Here is a 16,369-nt window from a genome sequence, read left to right on the forward strand (position 1 = left end):
CTACAGCAGCTGCTTACTTCGCGCTTTCCTTGTTGATGGCCGAGATCAGGTCCTTGCCGATGCGCCCTTCCATGGCCTTCTGCACGGGCGCCAGCGCCTTGCGCCACTCGGCCTGTTCCTGCACCGTCAGGGTATAGATCTGCGTCTTGCCCGCTTTCTTGATGGCGTCGAGGGCCTGGTCGTTGTCGCGCTGGGCGATGGCTTTTTCAAACGTGGTCGCCTCGCGCATGGCTTTTTCCAGCTGCGTGCGGATATCGGGCGGCAAGCCATCCCAGAATTTCTTGTTGACGATGACGGCATAGCCCAGGTAACCGTGGTTCGACACGGTCACGTGCTTTTGCACTTCATGCATCTTTTGCGTGTACATATTCGATGGCGGATTTTCCGTGCCGTCGACCACGCCCGTCTGCAGCGCCTGATACACTTCCGAGAAGGCCAGCACCTGCGGATTGGCGCCCAAGGCGCGCATCTGCGCGTCGAGTACCTTCGACGACTGGATGCGCATTTTCAGGCCCTTGAAGTCGGCCGGATTGTGCAGCGGCTTGTTGGCCGACATCACCTTGAAGCCGTTGTCCCAGTAGGCCAGGCCCGTGATACCCTTGGGTTCCAGTTTCTTCAGCAGGCTTTTGCCGATTTCGCCTTCGGTGACGTTGTACAGCGCCGTCTTGGTGGGGAAGATGTAGGGCAGGTCGAAGGCTTCGAATTCCTTCACGCCCAGCGGGCCGAACTTGGCCAGCGAGGGCGCCAGCATCTGCACGGCGCCCAGCTGCAGCGCCTCGAGTTCTTCCTTGTCCTTGTACAGCTGGCTGTTCGGGTACAGTTCGACCTTGACCTTGCCGTTCGTGGCTTTTTCGGCCAGCTGCTTGAAGCGCTCGGCGGCCTGGCCTTTCGGCGTGTCGGTCGCCACGACGTGGCTGAACTTGATGACGATGGGCGCTTGCGCGTAAGCGTGGACGCCGGCGGTGGCGCCGATGGCGGCGCACAGCGCGACGAACAGGGTTTTCATTGGTGGCAGTTGCATTTTTGTCTCCTGAATGGTTTTTAAAAAAACTTTATTATTTGTCTATTTGGATATTGTGCCAAAGAAACTGCCGCGGCTATTGTGGTTAACCACAATAGCCGGTTCCCGATAAGCCGCTACCCTGCCAGCCATGCCGACTCCCCCCACCCTTGCGCGCCGCTTCAAGCTATCGAGCCCGATGCGCTGGCTGCTGCCCGTCATCCTGCTGCTGCTGTTCCTCTCCATCCTGTTCTGGCTGCCGTGGCAGGCGCGCCAGATGGAAAGCAACGAGCGCCAGGAGCAGCTGATCGCCGATACCCTGTGGGTGGAACAGACCATCCGCTTCCAGCTGGCGCGCAACGAGGAAAGCCTGTTCAACCTGGGCGTGGACATCGCCAGCGGCTCCCTGTCGGCGGAAAAAGTGCACGAACGGCTGCAGCAGATGTTGCGCAATGGCCGCGAACTGCAGCGCGTGCTGTGGCTCGACACCAGCGGCAAGGTGCTGGCCACCAGCGACAACAGTCTGCCGCATGCGCTGTCGTTTGCGCCCGCCTCGCTGACGGCGGCCGACAATGCGCGCCGCTTGCACCGGGGCCAGTACGCCCAGCCTTCGCAGCAGACGGGCTTTCCCGATGCGCCGCCGGGCGCCATGCTGATGGATTACCACCAGCCCCTGTTCGATGGCCAGCGCTATGTCGGCAGCCTGGTGGCCACCTACCAGATCAGCAGCCTGCTCGATGAAATGGTGCCGTGGTGGTTCGCCCAGGATAACCAGATTTCGCTGATCGACCGCGACGACAAGGTGCTGGCGCGGCGCGCCGCCGCCGGCCCCGGTCACGGCGTGTACACGCACAAGCGCGCGCTCGACGTGCCCGGCGCCAGCATCACCCTGTTTACCGACAGCGTGAAAAGCCAGCCGAAATTGCTGCCCAATCTGCTGGTCGGCTCCGTCATCGCCCTGTCGCTGGGCTTGCTGTGGAGCTTGCTGGCCTTGTGGCGGCATATTTCGCGCCGCCTGGTGGCCGAAGGCGCGCTGCGCCAGCAGATGCTGTTTCGCACGGCGATGGAAAACTCGCTGGTGACGGGCATGCGCGCGCGCGACCTGGAAGGCAGGGTCACGTATGTGAATCCCGCGTTTTGCCAGATCGTCGGCTATCCGCCCGAGGAAATCCTGGGACGCCTGCCGCCCATGCCCTACTGGGTGCCGGAGGCGCTGGAGGAATACCAGCAGCGCTTCGTCAAGGCCCTGGCCGGCAATCCCACGCCGCAGTTCGAAACCTATTTCCAGCGCCCGGACGGCACGCGCGTGCCCGTGCTGATCTTCGAAGCGCCCTTGGTGGACAAGAACGGCCAACAGACGGGCTGGATGGGATCCGTGCTCGACATCTCGGACCGCAAACGGGTCGAGGAGCTCAATCGCCAGCAGCAGGAAAAGCTGCAAACGAGCTCGCGCCTGGCCACCATGGGCGAACTGGCGTCGATGCTCGCGCACGAATTGAACCAGCCGCTGGCGGCCATTTCCAGCTACACGACGGGCGCCCTGAATTTGATCCGCCGCGCCATCGACCACGACGCCCCCGTCGACCCGGGCACCTTGAAGCCGGCGCTGGAACAGGCCAGCGCGCAGGCGCAGCGGGCCGGCCAGATCATCCGCAGCGTGCACGATTTCGTGCGCAAGAGCGAGCCGCAGCGCCAGGATATCGCCATCCGCACGCTGATCGACGGCATCCGCGCGCTGATCGACCTGCAGGCGCGCAAATACTATGTCACCATCCAGGAAGAGCTGCCGCCGGACCTGCCGCTGCTGCGCGCCGATCCCGTGATGATCGAGCAAGTGCTGCTGAACCTGACGCGCAACGCCATCGAGGCCATGCAGGACGCGGCGCCGGGACGGCGTATCATGCGCCTGCGGGCTAGCCATGACGCGCAGCAGGGCATGGTGACGGTGGACGTGATCGATCATGGCCATGGCATCCCGCAGGACGTGGCCGAGCGGCTGTTTTCGCCGTTTTTCTCGACCAAGTCCGAAGGCATGGGCATGGGCCTGAACATCTGCCGCACCGCCATCGAATTTCACGGCGGCGCGCTGACCTTCGGCGCCAACCCCGCCGGCGGTACCATCTTTACATTCAGCGTGCCGGCCGCGCCAGGCGCGCCGCACTAACTAATAACGCATAACGACAAGCCGGAGACTTCATGCTACACATCATCGACGACGAAGAGGTCGTACGCGACTCCCTGTCCTGGCTGGCCGCCTCGCGCAGCATCGAATCGCGCAACTACGCGAGCGCCCAGCAATTTCTCGATAGCCTCGACGGCGGTTTCGACGCCGCCGGCGACTGCGTGCTGCTCGACGTGCGCATGCCCGACATGAACGGCATCGCCCTGTTCGACCAGCTGGTCAAGCGCGACCTGACGGCGCGCCTGCCCGTGATTTTTCTCACCGGCCACGGCGACGTGCCGATGGCCGTCGACAGCCTGAAACGGGGCGCCTTCGACTTCTTTGAAAAGCCGTTCAACGACAACGACCTGATGGACCGGGTGCAGCAGGGCTTGGCCAACTCGCGCCAGGCAGGCGAACTGGCCGCCGTGCACGCGCGCCTGGCCACCCTGTCGACGCGCGAACGCGAAGTGCTGGACCTGATTTTGGCGGGCAAGATGAACAAGGTGGTGGCCGACAAGCTGGGCATCAGCATGCGCACCGTGGAAGTCCACCGCGCGCATATCTTCGACAAGATGCAGGTCAAGACGGCGGTGGAGCTGGCGGGATTGTTGAAGTAATGACGCTGATTGTTGGATTACGCAGCGCTGGCGCGCCGCTAATCCAACCTACACTCCACTGCAGGTCGGCGTAGGTCGGTTTAGCGCAAAGCGCGTAAGCCGACGCCACCCCCTATCACTCATCATGGTGCTCATGATGCTCTTCCACCCCATGCTTCCAGTAGCTTGCCACATGCAGATGCTGCTTCGGCACCCCGGCCTCAATGAAATGCCCGCGCAAGCCCTGCACCTGCGCATGTTCGCACGCTACCCACACATAGCCGTCGCCGTCTGACGGCAGCGTGACCTGACGCAGCGCTTCCAGCAGCAGCGGCCCCTTGCGGCCATTGCGCGCCACCCAGCGCACGTCCAGCTGCGCCGCGCAATCGAGCGCGATCTGCTCGCCGTCTTCGACGATCTCGATCACGGCAATGGCCCGCGCCGTGGCCGGCAACTGCTCCAGGCGGCGGGCGATGGCCGGCAAGGCCGTCTGGTCGCCCACCAGCACATACCAGTCGAAATCAAGCGGCACCAGCATGGAGCCGCGCGGTCCGCCCACGCCCAGGGTCTGGCCGGGCGCGGCTTGCGCCGCCCAGCTGGCCGCGGGGCCGTCGCCATGCAGCACGAAGTCGACTTCCAGCTCGCGCCGCGCGGCGTCGTAGCGGCGCGGCGTGTAGTTGCGGGCGATGGGGCGCGCGCCCTCGGCATACTCGATGGGATTGGCGCCATTGCCCAGCACGGGAAATACGGGGGCGGCCTGCCCCGGCGCGGGGAAGAACAGTTTCACGTGGTCGTCGTGCGCCGGCGAGACAAAGCCGTCCAGGTCGTCGCCGGCCAGGGTGATGCGGCGCATGTGCGGCGTGATCTGCTCGGTGCGCACGACGGTGAGCACGCGCAGTTTCAAGTCATGCCGCACGCGCTCGATGGCGTGCGGGCGTGGCGCTGTTGTTGATACAGTAGTCATTGGGTGTCCTTGTAAAGTGGGCTCAGTGACCATCGACAATGGCGTTGGCCGCCTGTTCCAGCACGGCGGAGACGCGCTCGGCTTCCGCGTCGCTCCAGTTGGTCTTGTTCAGCAGCAGCGCATGCTTGAGGGTGTGCATGGCCTGGTGCACGCGCTCTGGCAAGGCCTTGCGCGCCTGGACGCGGGCAAACATGTCGAGGCGGGCCAGGATGCCGTCGACCTGGGCGCGGTTCTCGTCCAGATACGCGCGGCCCAGGTCCGTGATCGTGTAGAGCTTCTTGCCGCTGGCGCTTTCGGAAGACGTGACGTGATCCTGCTCTTCCAGCAAGGTCAAGGTCGGATACACGGCGCCCGGGCTGGGGGCGTAGGCGCCGCCGCAACGCTCTTCGATGGCCTTGATGATTTCATAGCCGTGGCGGGGGCTGATTTCGATCAGCGCCAGCACGATCAGCGGCAGGTCGCCCCGGCCGAAGACGCGCTCGGCCCGTTCGCCGCGCCCACCGCGCCCGCCAGGACCACCGCCCATGCCGCCCATGCCATCACCGCGCTCGTCGAAGCCGCGCGGACCGCGGCCGTGCATGGCGTATTCGTGGCGGTGTTCGCCATGGTGGTGGTGATGCTGGCCGCAATGGCCGTGATGATGATGGCCGCCGTGGCCGTGTTCTGCGTGGTGTGAGTTTCTCATGTTTTCTCTTTAAAGATATATCGTTAGTAGGTATCGCCATTTTATAACGATATATCGATAAGTCAAGGAGAAATTTGTTATGCTCGTCTTTTCCCTATTCACACGCCGATGCCATGCCTGAAAAAACCGTTGCTGAAAAAATGTATGTGAAAAATGCCAAGGCCCTGGCCGTGCTCAATGACGGCGGCGAACACGGGGAATTGCTGGCGCAGCTGCCGGCCGAGCGGCGAGTGAGTGAAGCAGAGCGCGCGGACTGGATACTGCTGTTCGCGCGCAGCCGCGCGGAACTGGAGCAGTTCCTGCCGGTGGCACAGGCGCGCCTGGCGCCCGGCGGCGCCGTCTGGGTGGCGTACCGCAAGGGGGGAATCAAGGCGGGCAGCGACATCCATCGCGACGATATCCGCGACTTTGCACAAACAATAGGACTCGACAGCGTGGCGATGGTTGCCATCGACGCGGATTGGTCTGCCCTGCGCCTCAAGCAGGTGTAGGCGAAGTCTAGGCGACGCCGTGCAAGGCCAGCGCCCATTCGACGTGTTCGCGCACGATGGCCGATGGATGCTCGCGGCGCGACAGCAGGGCCGCGACGATGTCGGCCTGGCCCTTCGCCTTCGTGGCCGCGTTGCCCATGCCGACGGCCAGGTTGCGCAGCCAGCGCTCGTGGCCGATGCGGCGGATCGCGCTGCCTTCCATGCGGCGGTTGAATTCCTCTTCCGTCCAGGCGAACAGCTCCACCATGCCGGCGCTGCCCAGGCTGTGGCGCTCGTCGAAGTCCGGCACGACGGCGCGCTGGGCGAACTTGTTCCACGGGCAGACGGTCTGGCAATCGTCGCAGCCGTACACCTTGTTGCCGATCAGGGGGCGCATCTCGACGGGAATGGCGCCCTTCAATTCGATCGTCAGATAAGAAATGCAGCGGCGCGCGTCGAGCTGGTACGGCCCCAGGATGGCTTGCGTCGGGCACACGGTGATGCACGCCGAGCACTGGCCGCAGCGCGGCGTTTCCGGCGGATCGACGGGCAACGGCACGTCGATGAGGATCTCGCCAAGGAAAAAGAAGGAGCCGCCCTGGCGGTTGATCAGCAAGGTGTGCTTGCCGCGCCAGCCCAAGCCCCCTTTTTGCGCCAGCTCCACTTCCATCACGGGCGCCGAATCGCTGAAGACGCGGTAGCCGAAGTCGCCGATCTCGCCCTTGATGCGGTCGGCCAGCTGCTGCAGGCGCGAACGCATCACCTTGTGATAATCGCGGCCCCGCGCGTACACGGAGATCACGGCCGCTTCAGGATCGGCGTCGCGCGCCGCCTCGCGTTCGCGCCAGTCCGGCCCCAGCGCGGGCGGCAGATAATTCATGCGCGCGCTGATGGCGCGCACCGTGCCAGGCACCAGTTCGGCCGGGCGCGCGCGCTTCATGCCGTGGCTGGCCATGTAATCCATTTCGCCGTGATACCCTGCAGCTAGCCAGGCTTGCAGGGGCGCCTCCATGTGCGACAGGTCGACGTCGGCGATGCGCACCTCGGCAAAACCCAGCTCGCGCCCCCATTCCTTGATGGTGCGCGCCAGGACGGCGAGATCGGTGACGGTGGCGGACATAGGGGACTTTACGGAAAACGGGAGGCGCGCGGGCGGTTACAATGAGAGCAGCCTCCATTTTATGCGATACCGAAGATAATGACCGAACACTTCAAAGCCCATCTCCACGACGAAGCCGGCACCGCCGCGCTGGGCGCCGCACTGGCGCGCGCGCTGGCGCCGGGCCTGGCGATCTACCTGCACGGCGACCTGGGCGCCGGCAAGACGGCCCTCACGCGCGCCCTGCTGCACGCGGCCGGCCATGCGGGCCACGTGAAAAGCCCCACCTACACCCTGTCCGAACCGTACACTGTGCGGCTCGACGGCCAGAGCGTCAACGTCATCCATTTCGACCTGTACCGCATGGGCAGCGCCGAGGAATTCCTCGACGCGGGCTTTCGCGAAGACTTCGACGGCCGCAATATCTGCATCGTCGAATGGCCGGAGAAAGCCGAACCGGTGCTGCCGCCGGCCGACCTGAATATTTATTTGAACGTTGCGGGTACAGGACGTGATGTAGAATTGCAAGCGTCTTCTGAATTGGGTCTGTCATGCCTTCACCGTCTCAAATTCGCCCCGAACCTTTGATCTCCTCGCCCATCACCCGGCGCACGGTCCTCAAGGCCGGCGGCACCCTGCTGTTGTCCGTGTTCGCGCCCATGTCGGCGATGGCGGCGCAAATTCTCGCCGTGCGCGTCTGGCCGGCCGAAGACTATACGCGCGTCACCCTGGAAAACGACAGCATCCTCAAGGCGACCCACTTCATCGTCAAGGACCCGGAACGCCTGGTGGTCGACATCGAAGGCCTGGAACTCAATCCCACCTTGAAGGGCCTGGTGGCGAAGATCCAGTCGAACGACCCGTACATCAAGCAGGTGCGCGTGGGCCAGAACCGGCCCAACGTCGTGCGCCTGGTGTTCGACCTGAAAGAGGAAGTCACGCCGCAGCTGTTCACCCTGCCGCCGGCCGGCTCCTACAACCACCGGTTGATCTTCGACCTGTATCCCGTGCGCGAACCGGACCTGATCGCGCAGATGATCGAAAAGGGCGACTGGTCGAGCGACCCGGCCAAGCCGCCCATGGCCGACACGCATACGCCGCCGCCCGCGCTGCCCCTGCCCGAGAGCGGCAAGCCGCCCGTGGCCGTCGCGCCGATAACGCCGGTCGTGCCGCCCGTGCCCGACGTTCGCCCGGAACAGCGCCCCGAAGCGCGTCCCCTGCCGGGCCAGAAAGTGGTGCGCATGATTACCATCGCCCTCGATCCCGGCCACGGCGGCGAAGACCCGGGCGCCATGGGCAGCCGGGGCAGCCGCGAAAAAGACGTGGTGCTGGCCATCGCCAAGCGCCTCAAGACCAAGCTGGAACTGCAGCCGAACATGCGCGTCATGCTCACGCGCGATGCCGATTTCTTCGTCCCGCTGGGCATGCGCGTGGAAAAGGCGCGCAAGGTGCAGGCCGACCTGTTCGTCTCCATCCACGCCGACGCCTTCATCCAGCCGACGGCGCGCGGCTCGTCCGTCTTCGTGCTGTCCGAAAAGGGCGCCACCTCGACGGCCGCGCGCTGGCTGGCCAACAAGGAAAACCAGGCCGACCTGATCGGCGGCGTGAACGTGAAGAACCACGACAAGCAGCTGGCCAGCGTGCTGCTCGATTTGTCGACGACGGCGCAGATCAATGACAGCATGAAGCTGGGCAAGGCCGTGCTGCGCGAAATCGGCGGCATCAACCGCCTGCACAAGGGTTCCGTCGAACAGGCCGGCTTCGCCGTGCTCAAAGCGCCCGACATCCCTTCCATCCTGATCGAGACGGCCTTCATTTCGAACCCGGAAGAAGAAGCCAAGCTGACCGACAACGGCTACCAGGACCAGATGGCCGACGCCATCGTCACGGGCATCAAGAATTACTTTGCCAAGAATCCGCCGCTGGCGAAAAGCCGCCTGACCTGACATGAAAGCCTAGCATGAGCGAGAGTATCTTTGGCGAGCTGCCAGCCGTGACCATCCGCGCCGCCGATGGCGCGCAGGCGACCGTGACCCTGTACGGCGGCCACCTGGTGTCGTGGCAAACCAGCGATGGCCAGGAGCGCCTGTTCTGCAGCAGCGCATCGAGTCTCGACGGCAGCCGCGCCATCCGCGGCGGCGTGCCCGTGATCTTCCCCCAGTTCGGCGCGCGCGGCACGGGCATGCGCCACGGCTTTGCGCGCGTGGCGACGTGGCAGCTGGACTCGACGGGCGAGGCCGATGGCGCCGCATGGGCGCAATTTGTCCTGACCCAGGCCGATTTGCCGGAAGCGATCGCCGCCAGCTGGCCGTGGGCCTTCACCCTGCGCCTGCGCGTGGCCGTCAAGGCGCAGGCGCTGGAGCTGGACCTGTCCGTTCACAACACGGGCGAGCAGGCGTTTCCGTTCTCGGCGGCCCTGCATACGTATTTTGCGATCGATGATTTGAGCGAAGCGCGCATCAAGGGCTTGCAGCGCGTACGCTATTCGGACGAGACGCCGCAAGATGCCTTGCAGGCGGAAGAAGTACTGCAATTTTCGGACAAGCTTGACCGCATCTACTACCAGCTGCCGGGCGCCTTGAGCCTGCAGTCTGGCGGCCATACCTTGCGCCTGGAGCAGCAGGGCTTTACGGACGCCGTCGTGTGGAACCCGGGCGCGCAAGACGCGGCTGCCCTGCCCGACCTGGCCGACGGCGAGCAGCCGCGCTTCATCTGCATCGAGCCGGCCCTGATCCAGCCCGACCTGCTGGCCGCCGGTGCCGAATGGAGCGGGCGCCAGCAGCTGTCATTTATTTAATTTGATTCCTTGATGATGCGTCCATTGCCCGGCTGGATCGGGCGCGCATTCAGGGGATACAAACGGCTGAACAGCGCCATCTGCGCCGGCGACGCCTGCACCGGCTGCTTCATCACCATCCACAGCACGCCTTCGCTGCAAGGCGGCTCCGTCATCGATCCCATGTAGGTGTAGTAATCGCGCCGCGCCGGCAGCATCTCGGCCGGGTCGAGCAGAATGGTCGGCTGCATGGTCTCGAATTTTTCCAGCGGCAGGTTGTTCCACACGGTCTGGATGGTCGCTTGCGGCGCACCGCGTTCCAGCAGCAGCGCCAGCACGGCTTGCCGCCCTTCCGCGTCGCGGTGCACGAGGTGCACCACCATCTCGAACGCCTTGCCATTGATGCGCTCTTCGGACGGACGGTGGAAATGGAATTGCTGCAGCTCGAACATGCGGTTCTGCACCGTGATGTAATTGCCGCCGCTCACACCCACCTGCACCGTGTGGCCATTGTCGACCACGTTGAATGACGACGGATGGTAGTCAAAGCTGATCTGCTCGAGTTCCACCTTCATGCCATCGCGAATATCGATCGGCGACTGGCGGTTGCCATTGCCGCACTTGCCCCAATCGACATTGATCTTGCTCCAGTTGGCCGGACCGCTGTCGCCCTCGTACGACCAGTGCGTGCCGCGCGGCACGGGCGGCGGTGGCGGCGGCGCGGCCTTCACCACGGCGGCGCGCTTGGCACGGGCGGCGGCGCGGGCCGCCTGGGTGGCGCGCATTTCCGCCAGGCGCGCGGCGATGCGTTCGGACAAGTCGACTTCGGCCGCTTCTTCCTTCTCGCGCGCCGTGGGCGCGACGACGACAGGCGTCTTGGCCTCCTTGCCCTTCACCGATTCGGTCAAGGTTTTCATGGCGGCCGCGCGCGCCGACGCCGACATGGGCGCGGATGCGGTGGCGCTCGCCGGGGCGGGGGCATCTTTGGCGCTTGCCATGGCCGCCATCGCGGCAAGGCTGCAAGCTAACAGGGCGCTCAAATGTCGCATGGAAATCCAGAAAGTGAGAATACCCTCTGGTTTACGGCTGGAAAGCAACAAAACTTGAATCAGGGCAGGAGCAAAACAGAAGTAGCGAAGAGAAAACGGGATCCAGGGCCAGCTGCGGACGGCGCCGCAGCATGCTTGCCCTGGATCTTTGCAGCAATTACGCCGACTTGCCGACCATGCGCTTGTAGAGTTTCCACAAGCCGCCCAGCACCACCGGCACGACGGCGGCGCCGACACCGATCAGCACGATCAAGGTCAGGTGGTCGCGGATCCACGGGATATTGCCGAAGAAGTAGCCGGCCGTCACCAGACCGACCACCCACAACAGGGCGCCCGTCACGTTGTACATCTGGAAGCGCGTATGCGTCATGTCGGAAATGCCGGCCACGAACGGGGCGAAGGTGCGCACCACCGGCACGAAGCGGGCCAGGATGATGGTCTTGCCGCCGTGCTTTTCAAAGAATTCATGCGTGCGGCGCATGGCGTCCTTGTTGATCCAGCGGTAATCGTGGGTAAACACCCTTTGCCCGATGGCCTCGCCTATCCAGTAATTGAGCGTGTTCCCCGTGACGGCGGCCGTCACCAGCAAGGCGATCAGCAAGCCCAGGTGCATCTGTCCCGTCGCGCAAAACGCGCCGGCGATAAACAGCAAGGTATCCCCAGGGAAGAAAAACAGCACCACGAGGCCTGTCTCGCAAAAAATAATGGCAAACAGCACCGCATACACGAGGGTACCGTACTGCTCGATCAAGAGACCCAGCGTCTTGTCGACATGCACGATCATGTCGAGGAATTGCACAAAATCCATATATTTTTCCCTAAAGGTAGCGGCGGAATCATACACCACCCGGCCAGCGCAACGGCAGTCCCCGGGCCGATATTTCTGCATTAATTATGCGGCGCCCTTGCGCGTGTGGCAATTTAAGTAAAGGTTAAGGAAACGCCATATCGGCAGGCAAGTGTCAGGATTGCCATCGGCAATGTTTTTCCAACGAAATATTGCCATTCCGGTATACACTTTCCGCACGACGCAACCCGCGCCGACCAGGAGAAAACATGTATCGACACCCACTGAGCGGCCTGACCATGGCCACCGTACTGGGCCTTGCACAACTGGCTGCCCACGCGGCGCCCGTCCAGATCAAGGCACCCGCCGAATTGCCCGCCAAGGCGACCTTGGCCGACGTAATCAAGGCCTCGAAGCCGTCCGACTGGCGCCCGCTGGACCCGGACAACACACTGTACCTGGACATTCCCGCCGGCCGCGTGGTGATCGAACTGGCGCCGGACTTCGCGCCCAAGCACGTGGCCAACATCAAGGCCCTGGTGGCGGAACAGTATTACGACGGCCTGGCCATCACGCGCGCGCAGGACAACTGGGTGGCACAGTGGGGCGATCCGAACGAGAAAAATCCCAAGCCGATCCAGCATGCGCAGCGCACCCTGCCCGGCGAATTCACGGTACCGCTGAAAAACGTCAAGAGCTTCACGCGCCTGCCGGACGCCGACGGCTATGCGCCGCAAGTGGGCCATTCGAACGGTTTCCCATCCGCGCGCGATCCGAAAACGGGCACGGCCTGGCTCACGCATTGCTATGCCACCGTGGGCGTGGGCCGCGACAGCGCCAGCGATAGCGGCGGCGGCACGGAGCTGTACGCCGTCATCGGCCAGTCGCCGCGCCACCTGGACCGCGACATCACCGTCGTCGGCAGGGTCGTCTCCGGCATGCCATTGCTGTCCACCCTGCCACGCGGAACGGGCCCCATGGGCTTTTATGACAGCCCCGAGAAAAACGTGCCGATCAAGGCCATCCGCCTGGCCGCCAGCGTGCCTCCCGAACAGCGTGCGAACCTGGAAGTGATGCGCACCGACAGCGCAGCCTACCAGGCCGTGCTGGAAGCCCAGCGCCACCGCGGCGGCCCGTGGAGCAAGGTCACGGCCGGCCACGTCGACGTGTGCAATGCGCCGATACCGGTGCGGGAGGTGGGGAAATAAAGCGACCCGAAAGGCAAGTTCTGGGGTCGTACCCTCAGGGTACGACCCCAGCCTTCGTTTTGGGTTTCGGGCATCAGCACAGCAGCGCCTCCACTTGCGAACCCGTTATAATCAGCGCATGAACGCTCCCATCACGCCCCACCGCCCTATCCAGGCCTTGCCTGACCAGCTGATTTCGCAAATCGCCGCCGGCGAGGTGGTCGAGCGGCCGTCCGCCGTCGTCAAGGAACTGCTGGAAAACGCGCTCGACTCGGGCGCCACGCAGATCACGGTGCGGCTGGAAGAAGGGGGCGTGAAACGCATCGCGATTACCGACAACGGCCGCGGCATCGACAAGGATCAGCTGCCGCTGGCCCTGGCGCGTCACGCCACGTCGAAGATCGCCTCGCTGCACGACCTGGAAAACGTGGGCACCCTGGGCTTTCGCGGCGAGGCGCTGGCGTCCATCGCCTCGGTGGCCGCCGTCACCGTGACGTCGCGCACGATGGATGCGGCCCATGCGTGGGAAATCGTCGGCTCGCACAATGGCAGCGTCTCGCCGTCGTCGGGCGCGCACGGCACCACGGTCGACGTGCAAGACCTGTATTTCAACACGCCCGCGCGGCGCAAATTCCTCAAATCGGAGCAGACGGAATACGGCCACTGCGCCGAAGTCGTGCGCCGCATCGCGCTGGCGCGCCCGGACGTGTCGTTCTCGCTGTCGCACAATGGCCGCACCATCGACCAGTGGAATATCAGCGAGCTGGCCAAGCGCAGCGCCCACATCCTCGGCAACGACTTCGCCGAAGCGCGCCTGGCGCTGGACGAGTCGGCCGGCAGCCTGCGCATCCACGGCTTTGCCGGCTTGCCGACGGCATCGAAGGCGCGCGCCGATGGCCAGTTCTTTTATGTCAACGGACGCTTCGTGCGCGACAAGCTGCTCGTGCACGCCGTGCGCATGGCCTACCAGGACGTGCTGCATGGCGACCGTTTTCCATCGTACGTGCTGGCGCTCGACCTCGACCCGGCCCTGGTCGACGTCAACGTGCACCCGTCGAAGATCGAAGTACGCTTCCGCGACAGCCGTTCCGTACACCAGTTCGTCTTCCACGCCGTGCAGCGCGCGCTGGCGCAGACGTCGGCCACGGCCTTCGGCAGCGTGCCTGCCCCCCTGCCGGCCGCTTCCAGCCTCGGCGGCGATACGGCGGGCGCGGGCTTGGGTGGCCCCGGCATCTGGCGCCGCGAGCAGACGCAGACCTCGTTCGGCGCGCAATTCACGAACACCTTTGCGCCCGCCTCGCCCGGCGCGGCCCGTCCCTTCTTTGCCGACGCGCCGGGCGTAGCCCAGGACACGGCGGCCTATGGCGCCCTGTTCGGCGGCGGCGCAGGCGCCGCCAACTCGCCGATCACGCAGGTGGAACCGTATATCGCCTCGCCCGAAGCGATGGCGCGCGAAGAGTATCCGCTGGGTTTTGCCCTGGCCCAGCTGCACGGCATCTACATCCTGGCCCAGAACACCAAGGGCCTGGTGCTGGTCGACATGCACGCGGCGCACGAGCGCATCCTGTACGAGCAGCTGAAAAACGCGCTGCAGGCGCAAGTGTCGGGCCAGGACATGCAGGTGCAATCGTTGCTGATCCCCGTCACCTTCTATGCGGATGCCATCGAAGTGTCGACGGCGAATGAAAACCAGGAAACCTTGAAAGCGCTGGGCTTCGACATCGCCGCCCTCTCGCCCACCACCCTGGCCGTGCGCAGCGTGCCGACCCTGCTGAAAAACGCGGACGCGCAAACCCTGGCGCGCGACGTGCTGCGCGACGTGCGCGAATACGGCGGCTCGCGCGTGCTGATCGAGCGCCAGAACGAATTGCTGGGCACCCTGGCCTGCCACACGGCCGTGCGCGCCAACCGGATCTTGTCGGTACAGGAAATGAACGCCCTGCTGCGCCAGATGGAGAGCACGGAACGGGCCGACCAGTGCAACCATGGCCGGCCCACGTGGGTGCAGGTCGAGATCAACGCGCTCGATAAATTATTCCTGCGCGGCCAATAATTCCAACCCCAACGGCAAGGGCTGGGGTCGGACCCTCAGGGTCCGACCCCGGTATTTTTGACGTTGGGGTGTGCATCACACAAAACATAGAACACCATGACAAACACTCCACACCTCCCCCTGGCCGTCGCCATCATGGGCCCCACGGCCAGCGGCAAGACGGCCAGTGCGCTGGCCATCGCGCAAGCGATCCCGTCGGAGATCATTTCCGTCGATTCCGCCCTCGTCTACCGGGGCATGGATATCGGCACGGCCAAGCCGTCGAAGGAAGAACTGGCCGCCGTACCGCATCATCTGATCGACATCATCGACCCGCTCGACGCCTATTCCGTGGCGCAGTTCCGCAACGACACCCTGCGCCTGGTGAGCGAAATCTCCGCGCGCGGCAAGCTGCCGCTGCTCGTCGGCGGCACCATGCTGTACTTCAAGGGCCTGGCCGATGGCCTCGACGACTTGCCCGGCGCTGATCCTGCCTTGCGCGCCCAACTGGAAGAAGACGCGGCCGCCATCGGCTGGCCCGCCATGCATGCGCGCCTGGCGCAGCAAGACCCCGTCACGGCCGCGCGCCTGGCGCCGCAGGACGCGCAGCGCATCGGCCGCGCGCTGGAAATCATTGCCCTGTCCGGCCAGCCCATGTCGGCCCTGCTGGCCCGGCGCGAAAAGACCGTGCTGCCGTTCCGGTTGCAATCGTTCGCGCTGGAACCGTCGGACCGCGCCGTGCTGCATGCGCGCATCGCCACGCGCTTCGACCTGATGCTGAAAGACGACGCCCTGCTCGATGAAGTGGATGGGTTGCGCCGGCGCGGCGACCTGCACCCGGGTTTGCCGTCGATGCGCTGCGTGGGCTACCGCCAGGCCTGGGACTACCTCGATGGCCGCATCGACCGCGCCGCCTTGCGCGAGACGGGCATCATCGCCACGCGCCAGCTGGCCAAGCGCCAGCTGACCTGGTTACGGGCTATGCCGGAACGCATCGTCATCGATTGCCTGGGCGCTGATCCGGCCTCGTCCATGCTGGCGCAGATCCAGCCGTTGCTAACGCCGTTACAAAAATAATCATGCCTGCGCCAGCGCGTGAAAAAACCGCACATTTTTTTTGCGTCGGCATTGACAAGGAAATGGGAAGACTGGATAATGCTCGGCTGTTGGGTGATATAGCTCAGTTGGTTAGAGCACAGCATTCATAATGCTGGGGTCGGTGGTTCAAGTCCACCTATCACCACCAAAGAACATCGATCAGGTTTCTCCTGGTCAAAACGAGCATCCGGTCTGACCGGTCTGTTTGGTGATATAGCTCAGTTGGTTAGAGCACAGCATTCATAATGCTGGGGTCGGTGGTTCAAGTCCACCTATCACCACCAAGAATTTGCAGTATGAAGAACCCGCCCCTGCCCCGTGCAGCGGCGGGTTTTTTCATTTCCGCCATCAGCGCGCATGCGGCCTGCGCGCAACACTGTCCCCTCCTCATGCAATCGGGGATTGTGGCAAGCCGTCTCTGCCGCTTACAATGAGAATAATTCTCATTTATACTACTCATCC

15 protein-coding genes and 2 tRNA genes are annotated in these 16,369 nt (G+C 64.2%); 11 read left to right on the top strand and 6 right to left on the bottom strand.

Annotated elements, in window-relative coordinates:
• Positions 1-13: 13 nt before the first annotated feature.
• On the bottom strand, positions 14-1,006 hold the full coding sequence (locus BLU39_RS14690; protein ID WP_092714136.1) for a TRAP transporter substrate-binding protein: 993 nt from the start codon (positions 1,004-1,006) through the stop codon (positions 14-16).
• 145 nt (positions 1,007-1,151) lie between these two features.
• Here BLU39_RS14690 and BLU39_RS14695 point away from each other — a divergent pair, with 145 nt between their 5' ends.
• Both BLU39_RS14695 and BLU39_RS14700 read left to right on the top strand, forming a co-directional pair.
• Complete coding sequence (locus tag BLU39_RS14695) at positions 1,152-3,164, top strand: sensor histidine kinase (protein WP_254788976.1); 2,013 nt, start codon at positions 1,152-1,154, stop codon at positions 3,162-3,164.
• Between the two features lie 32 nt (positions 3,165-3,196).
• Positions 3,197-3,781, top strand: a complete 585-nt coding sequence (locus tag BLU39_RS14700) for a response regulator transcription factor (protein WP_092714140.1) — start codon at positions 3,197-3,199, stop codon at positions 3,779-3,781.
• 115 nt (positions 3,782-3,896) lie between these two features.
• On the opposite strand, the gene BLU39_RS14705 is transcribed toward BLU39_RS14700, so the two are convergent.
• Both BLU39_RS14705 and BLU39_RS14710 read right to left on the bottom strand, forming a co-directional pair.
• Positions 3,897-4,724, bottom strand: a complete 828-nt coding sequence (locus tag BLU39_RS14705; protein WP_092714142.1) for a siderophore-interacting protein — start codon at positions 4,722-4,724, stop codon at positions 3,897-3,899.
• 22 nt (positions 4,725-4,746) lie between these two features.
• Positions 4,747-5,409, bottom strand: coding sequence for a PadR family transcriptional regulator (locus BLU39_RS14710; protein WP_092714144.1), 663 nt, complete (start codon positions 5,407-5,409; stop codon positions 4,747-4,749).
• A gap of 113 nt (positions 5,410-5,522) precedes the next feature.
• Between BLU39_RS14710 and BLU39_RS14715 the strand changes: the two genes are divergently transcribed.
• Positions 5,523-5,900 (top strand): DUF3052 family protein, encoded by a 378-nt coding sequence (locus BLU39_RS14715; protein WP_092714146.1) that lies wholly within the window; start codon positions 5,523-5,525, stop codon positions 5,898-5,900.
• Positions 5,901-5,907: 7 nt separating this feature from the next.
• On the opposite strand, the gene queG is transcribed toward BLU39_RS14715, so the two are convergent.
• Positions 5,908-6,999 carry a tRNA epoxyqueuosine(34) reductase QueG gene (gene queG / locus BLU39_RS14720; RefSeq protein WP_092714148.1) on the bottom strand — a complete coding sequence of 364 codons (1,092 nt, stop codon included), beginning with the start codon at positions 6,997-6,999 and terminating at the stop codon, positions 5,908-5,910.
• 78 nt (positions 7,000-7,077) lie between these two features.
• Between queG and tsaE the strand changes: the two genes are divergently transcribed.
• Genes tsaE through BLU39_RS14735 form a run of 3 tightly spaced genes read left to right on the top strand, consistent with a single transcriptional unit; the run spans position 7,078 to position 9,775 of the window.
• Positions 7,078-7,566: a tRNA (adenosine(37)-N6)-threonylcarbamoyltransferase complex ATPase subunit type 1 TsaE gene (gene tsaE / locus BLU39_RS14725; RefSeq protein WP_092714150.1), complete on the top strand. Its 489-nt coding sequence runs from the start codon at positions 7,078-7,080 to the stop codon at positions 7,564-7,566.
• Complete coding sequence (locus BLU39_RS14730; protein WP_092714152.1) at positions 7,530-8,924, top strand: N-acetylmuramoyl-L-alanine amidase; 1,395 nt, start codon at positions 7,530-7,532, stop codon at positions 8,922-8,924. Before tsaE ends, BLU39_RS14730 begins: the two co-directional genes overlap by 37 nt.
• A gap of 14 nt (positions 8,925-8,938) precedes the next feature.
• A complete protein-coding gene (locus BLU39_RS14735; protein WP_092714154.1) occupies positions 8,939-9,775 on the top strand; it encodes a D-hexose-6-phosphate mutarotase in 837 nt (278 codons plus the stop codon).
• Here the strand turns inward: BLU39_RS14735 and BLU39_RS14740 are convergent.
• Both BLU39_RS14740 and BLU39_RS14745 read right to left on the bottom strand, forming a co-directional pair.
• On the bottom strand, positions 9,772-10,752 hold the full coding sequence (locus BLU39_RS14740; RefSeq protein WP_232731201.1) for a carbonic anhydrase: 981 nt from the start codon (positions 10,750-10,752) through the stop codon (positions 9,772-9,774). The genes BLU39_RS14735 and BLU39_RS14740 overlap by 4 nt on opposite strands.
• Before the next feature lie 208 nt (positions 10,753-10,960).
• The gene (locus tag BLU39_RS14745; RefSeq protein WP_086136992.1) at positions 10,961-11,611 is read right to left on the bottom strand and encodes a VTT domain-containing protein; all 651 of its coding nucleotides are present in this window, start codon (positions 11,609-11,611) and stop codon (positions 10,961-10,963) included.
• Positions 11,612-11,859: 248 nt separating this feature from the next.
• Here BLU39_RS14745 and BLU39_RS14750 point away from each other — a divergent pair, with 248 nt between their 5' ends.
• The 5 genes from BLU39_RS14750 (at position 11,860) to BLU39_RS14770 (ending at position 16,191) form a co-directional block, all read left to right on the top strand.
• Positions 11,860-12,798, top strand: a complete 939-nt coding sequence (locus BLU39_RS14750) for a peptidylprolyl isomerase (RefSeq protein ID WP_092714156.1) — start codon at positions 11,860-11,862, stop codon at positions 12,796-12,798.
• Positions 12,799-12,916: 118 nt separating this feature from the next.
• On the top strand, positions 12,917-14,830 hold the full coding sequence (gene mutL / locus BLU39_RS14755; protein WP_092714158.1) for a DNA mismatch repair endonuclease MutL: 1,914 nt from the start codon (positions 12,917-12,919) through the stop codon (positions 14,828-14,830).
• Positions 14,831-14,926: 96 nt separating this feature from the next.
• On the top strand, positions 14,927-15,886 hold the full coding sequence (miaA, locus tag BLU39_RS14760; protein WP_092714160.1) for a tRNA (adenosine(37)-N6)-dimethylallyltransferase MiaA: 960 nt from the start codon (positions 14,927-14,929) through the stop codon (positions 15,884-15,886).
• A 92-nt stretch (positions 15,887-15,978) separates the two neighbouring features.
• Positions 15,979-16,055, top strand: a tRNA-Met gene (locus BLU39_RS14765).
• Between the two features lie 59 nt (positions 16,056-16,114).
• A tRNA-Met gene (locus BLU39_RS14770) sits at positions 16,115-16,191 on the top strand.
• Positions 16,192-16,369 lie beyond the last annotated feature (178 nt).

This window comes from Janthinobacterium sp. OK676 (genome assembly GCF_900103595.1).
Taxonomy (GTDB): domain Bacteria; phylum Pseudomonadota; class Gammaproteobacteria; order Burkholderiales; family Burkholderiaceae_D; genus Janthinobacterium.

Coding starts and splice junctions, on each gene's coding strand:
- BLU39_RS14690 (WP_092714136.1), bottom strand. CDS start 1,006: ATGAAAACCCTGTTCGTCGCGCTGTGCGCCGCCATCGGCGCCACCGCC.
- BLU39_RS14695 (WP_254788976.1), top strand. CDS start 1,152: ATGCCGACTCCCCCCACCCTTGCGCGCCGCTTCAAGCTATCGAGCCCG.
- BLU39_RS14700 (WP_092714140.1), top strand. CDS start 3,197: ATGCTACACATCATCGACGACGAAGAGGTCGTACGCGACTCCCTGTCC.
- BLU39_RS14705 (WP_092714142.1), bottom strand. CDS start 4,724: ATGACTACTGTATCAACAACAGCGCCACGCCCGCACGCCATCGAGCGC.
- BLU39_RS14710 (WP_092714144.1), bottom strand. CDS start 5,409: ATGAGAAACTCACACCACGCAGAACACGGCCACGGCGGCCATCATCAT.
- BLU39_RS14715 (WP_092714146.1), top strand. CDS start 5,523: ATGCCTGAAAAAACCGTTGCTGAAAAAATGTATGTGAAAAATGCCAAG.
- queG (WP_092714148.1), bottom strand. CDS start 6,999: ATGTCCGCCACCGTCACCGATCTCGCCGTCCTGGCGCGCACCATCAAG.
- tsaE (WP_092714150.1), top strand. CDS start 7,078: ATGACCGAACACTTCAAAGCCCATCTCCACGACGAAGCCGGCACCGCC.
- BLU39_RS14730 (WP_092714152.1), top strand. CDS start 7,530: ATGCCTTCACCGTCTCAAATTCGCCCCGAACCTTTGATCTCCTCGCCC.
- BLU39_RS14735 (WP_092714154.1), top strand. CDS start 8,939: ATGAGCGAGAGTATCTTTGGCGAGCTGCCAGCCGTGACCATCCGCGCC.
- BLU39_RS14740 (WP_232731201.1), bottom strand. CDS start 10,752: ATGGCAAGCGCCAAAGATGCCCCCGCCCCGGCGAGCGCCACCGCATCC.
- BLU39_RS14745 (WP_086136992.1), bottom strand. CDS start 11,611: ATGGATTTTGTGCAATTCCTCGACATGATCGTGCATGTCGACAAGACG.
- BLU39_RS14750 (WP_092714156.1), top strand. CDS start 11,860: ATGTATCGACACCCACTGAGCGGCCTGACCATGGCCACCGTACTGGGC.
- mutL (WP_092714158.1), top strand. CDS start 12,917: ATGAACGCTCCCATCACGCCCCACCGCCCTATCCAGGCCTTGCCTGAC.
- miaA (WP_092714160.1), top strand. CDS start 14,927: ATGACAAACACTCCACACCTCCCCCTGGCCGTCGCCATCATGGGCCCC.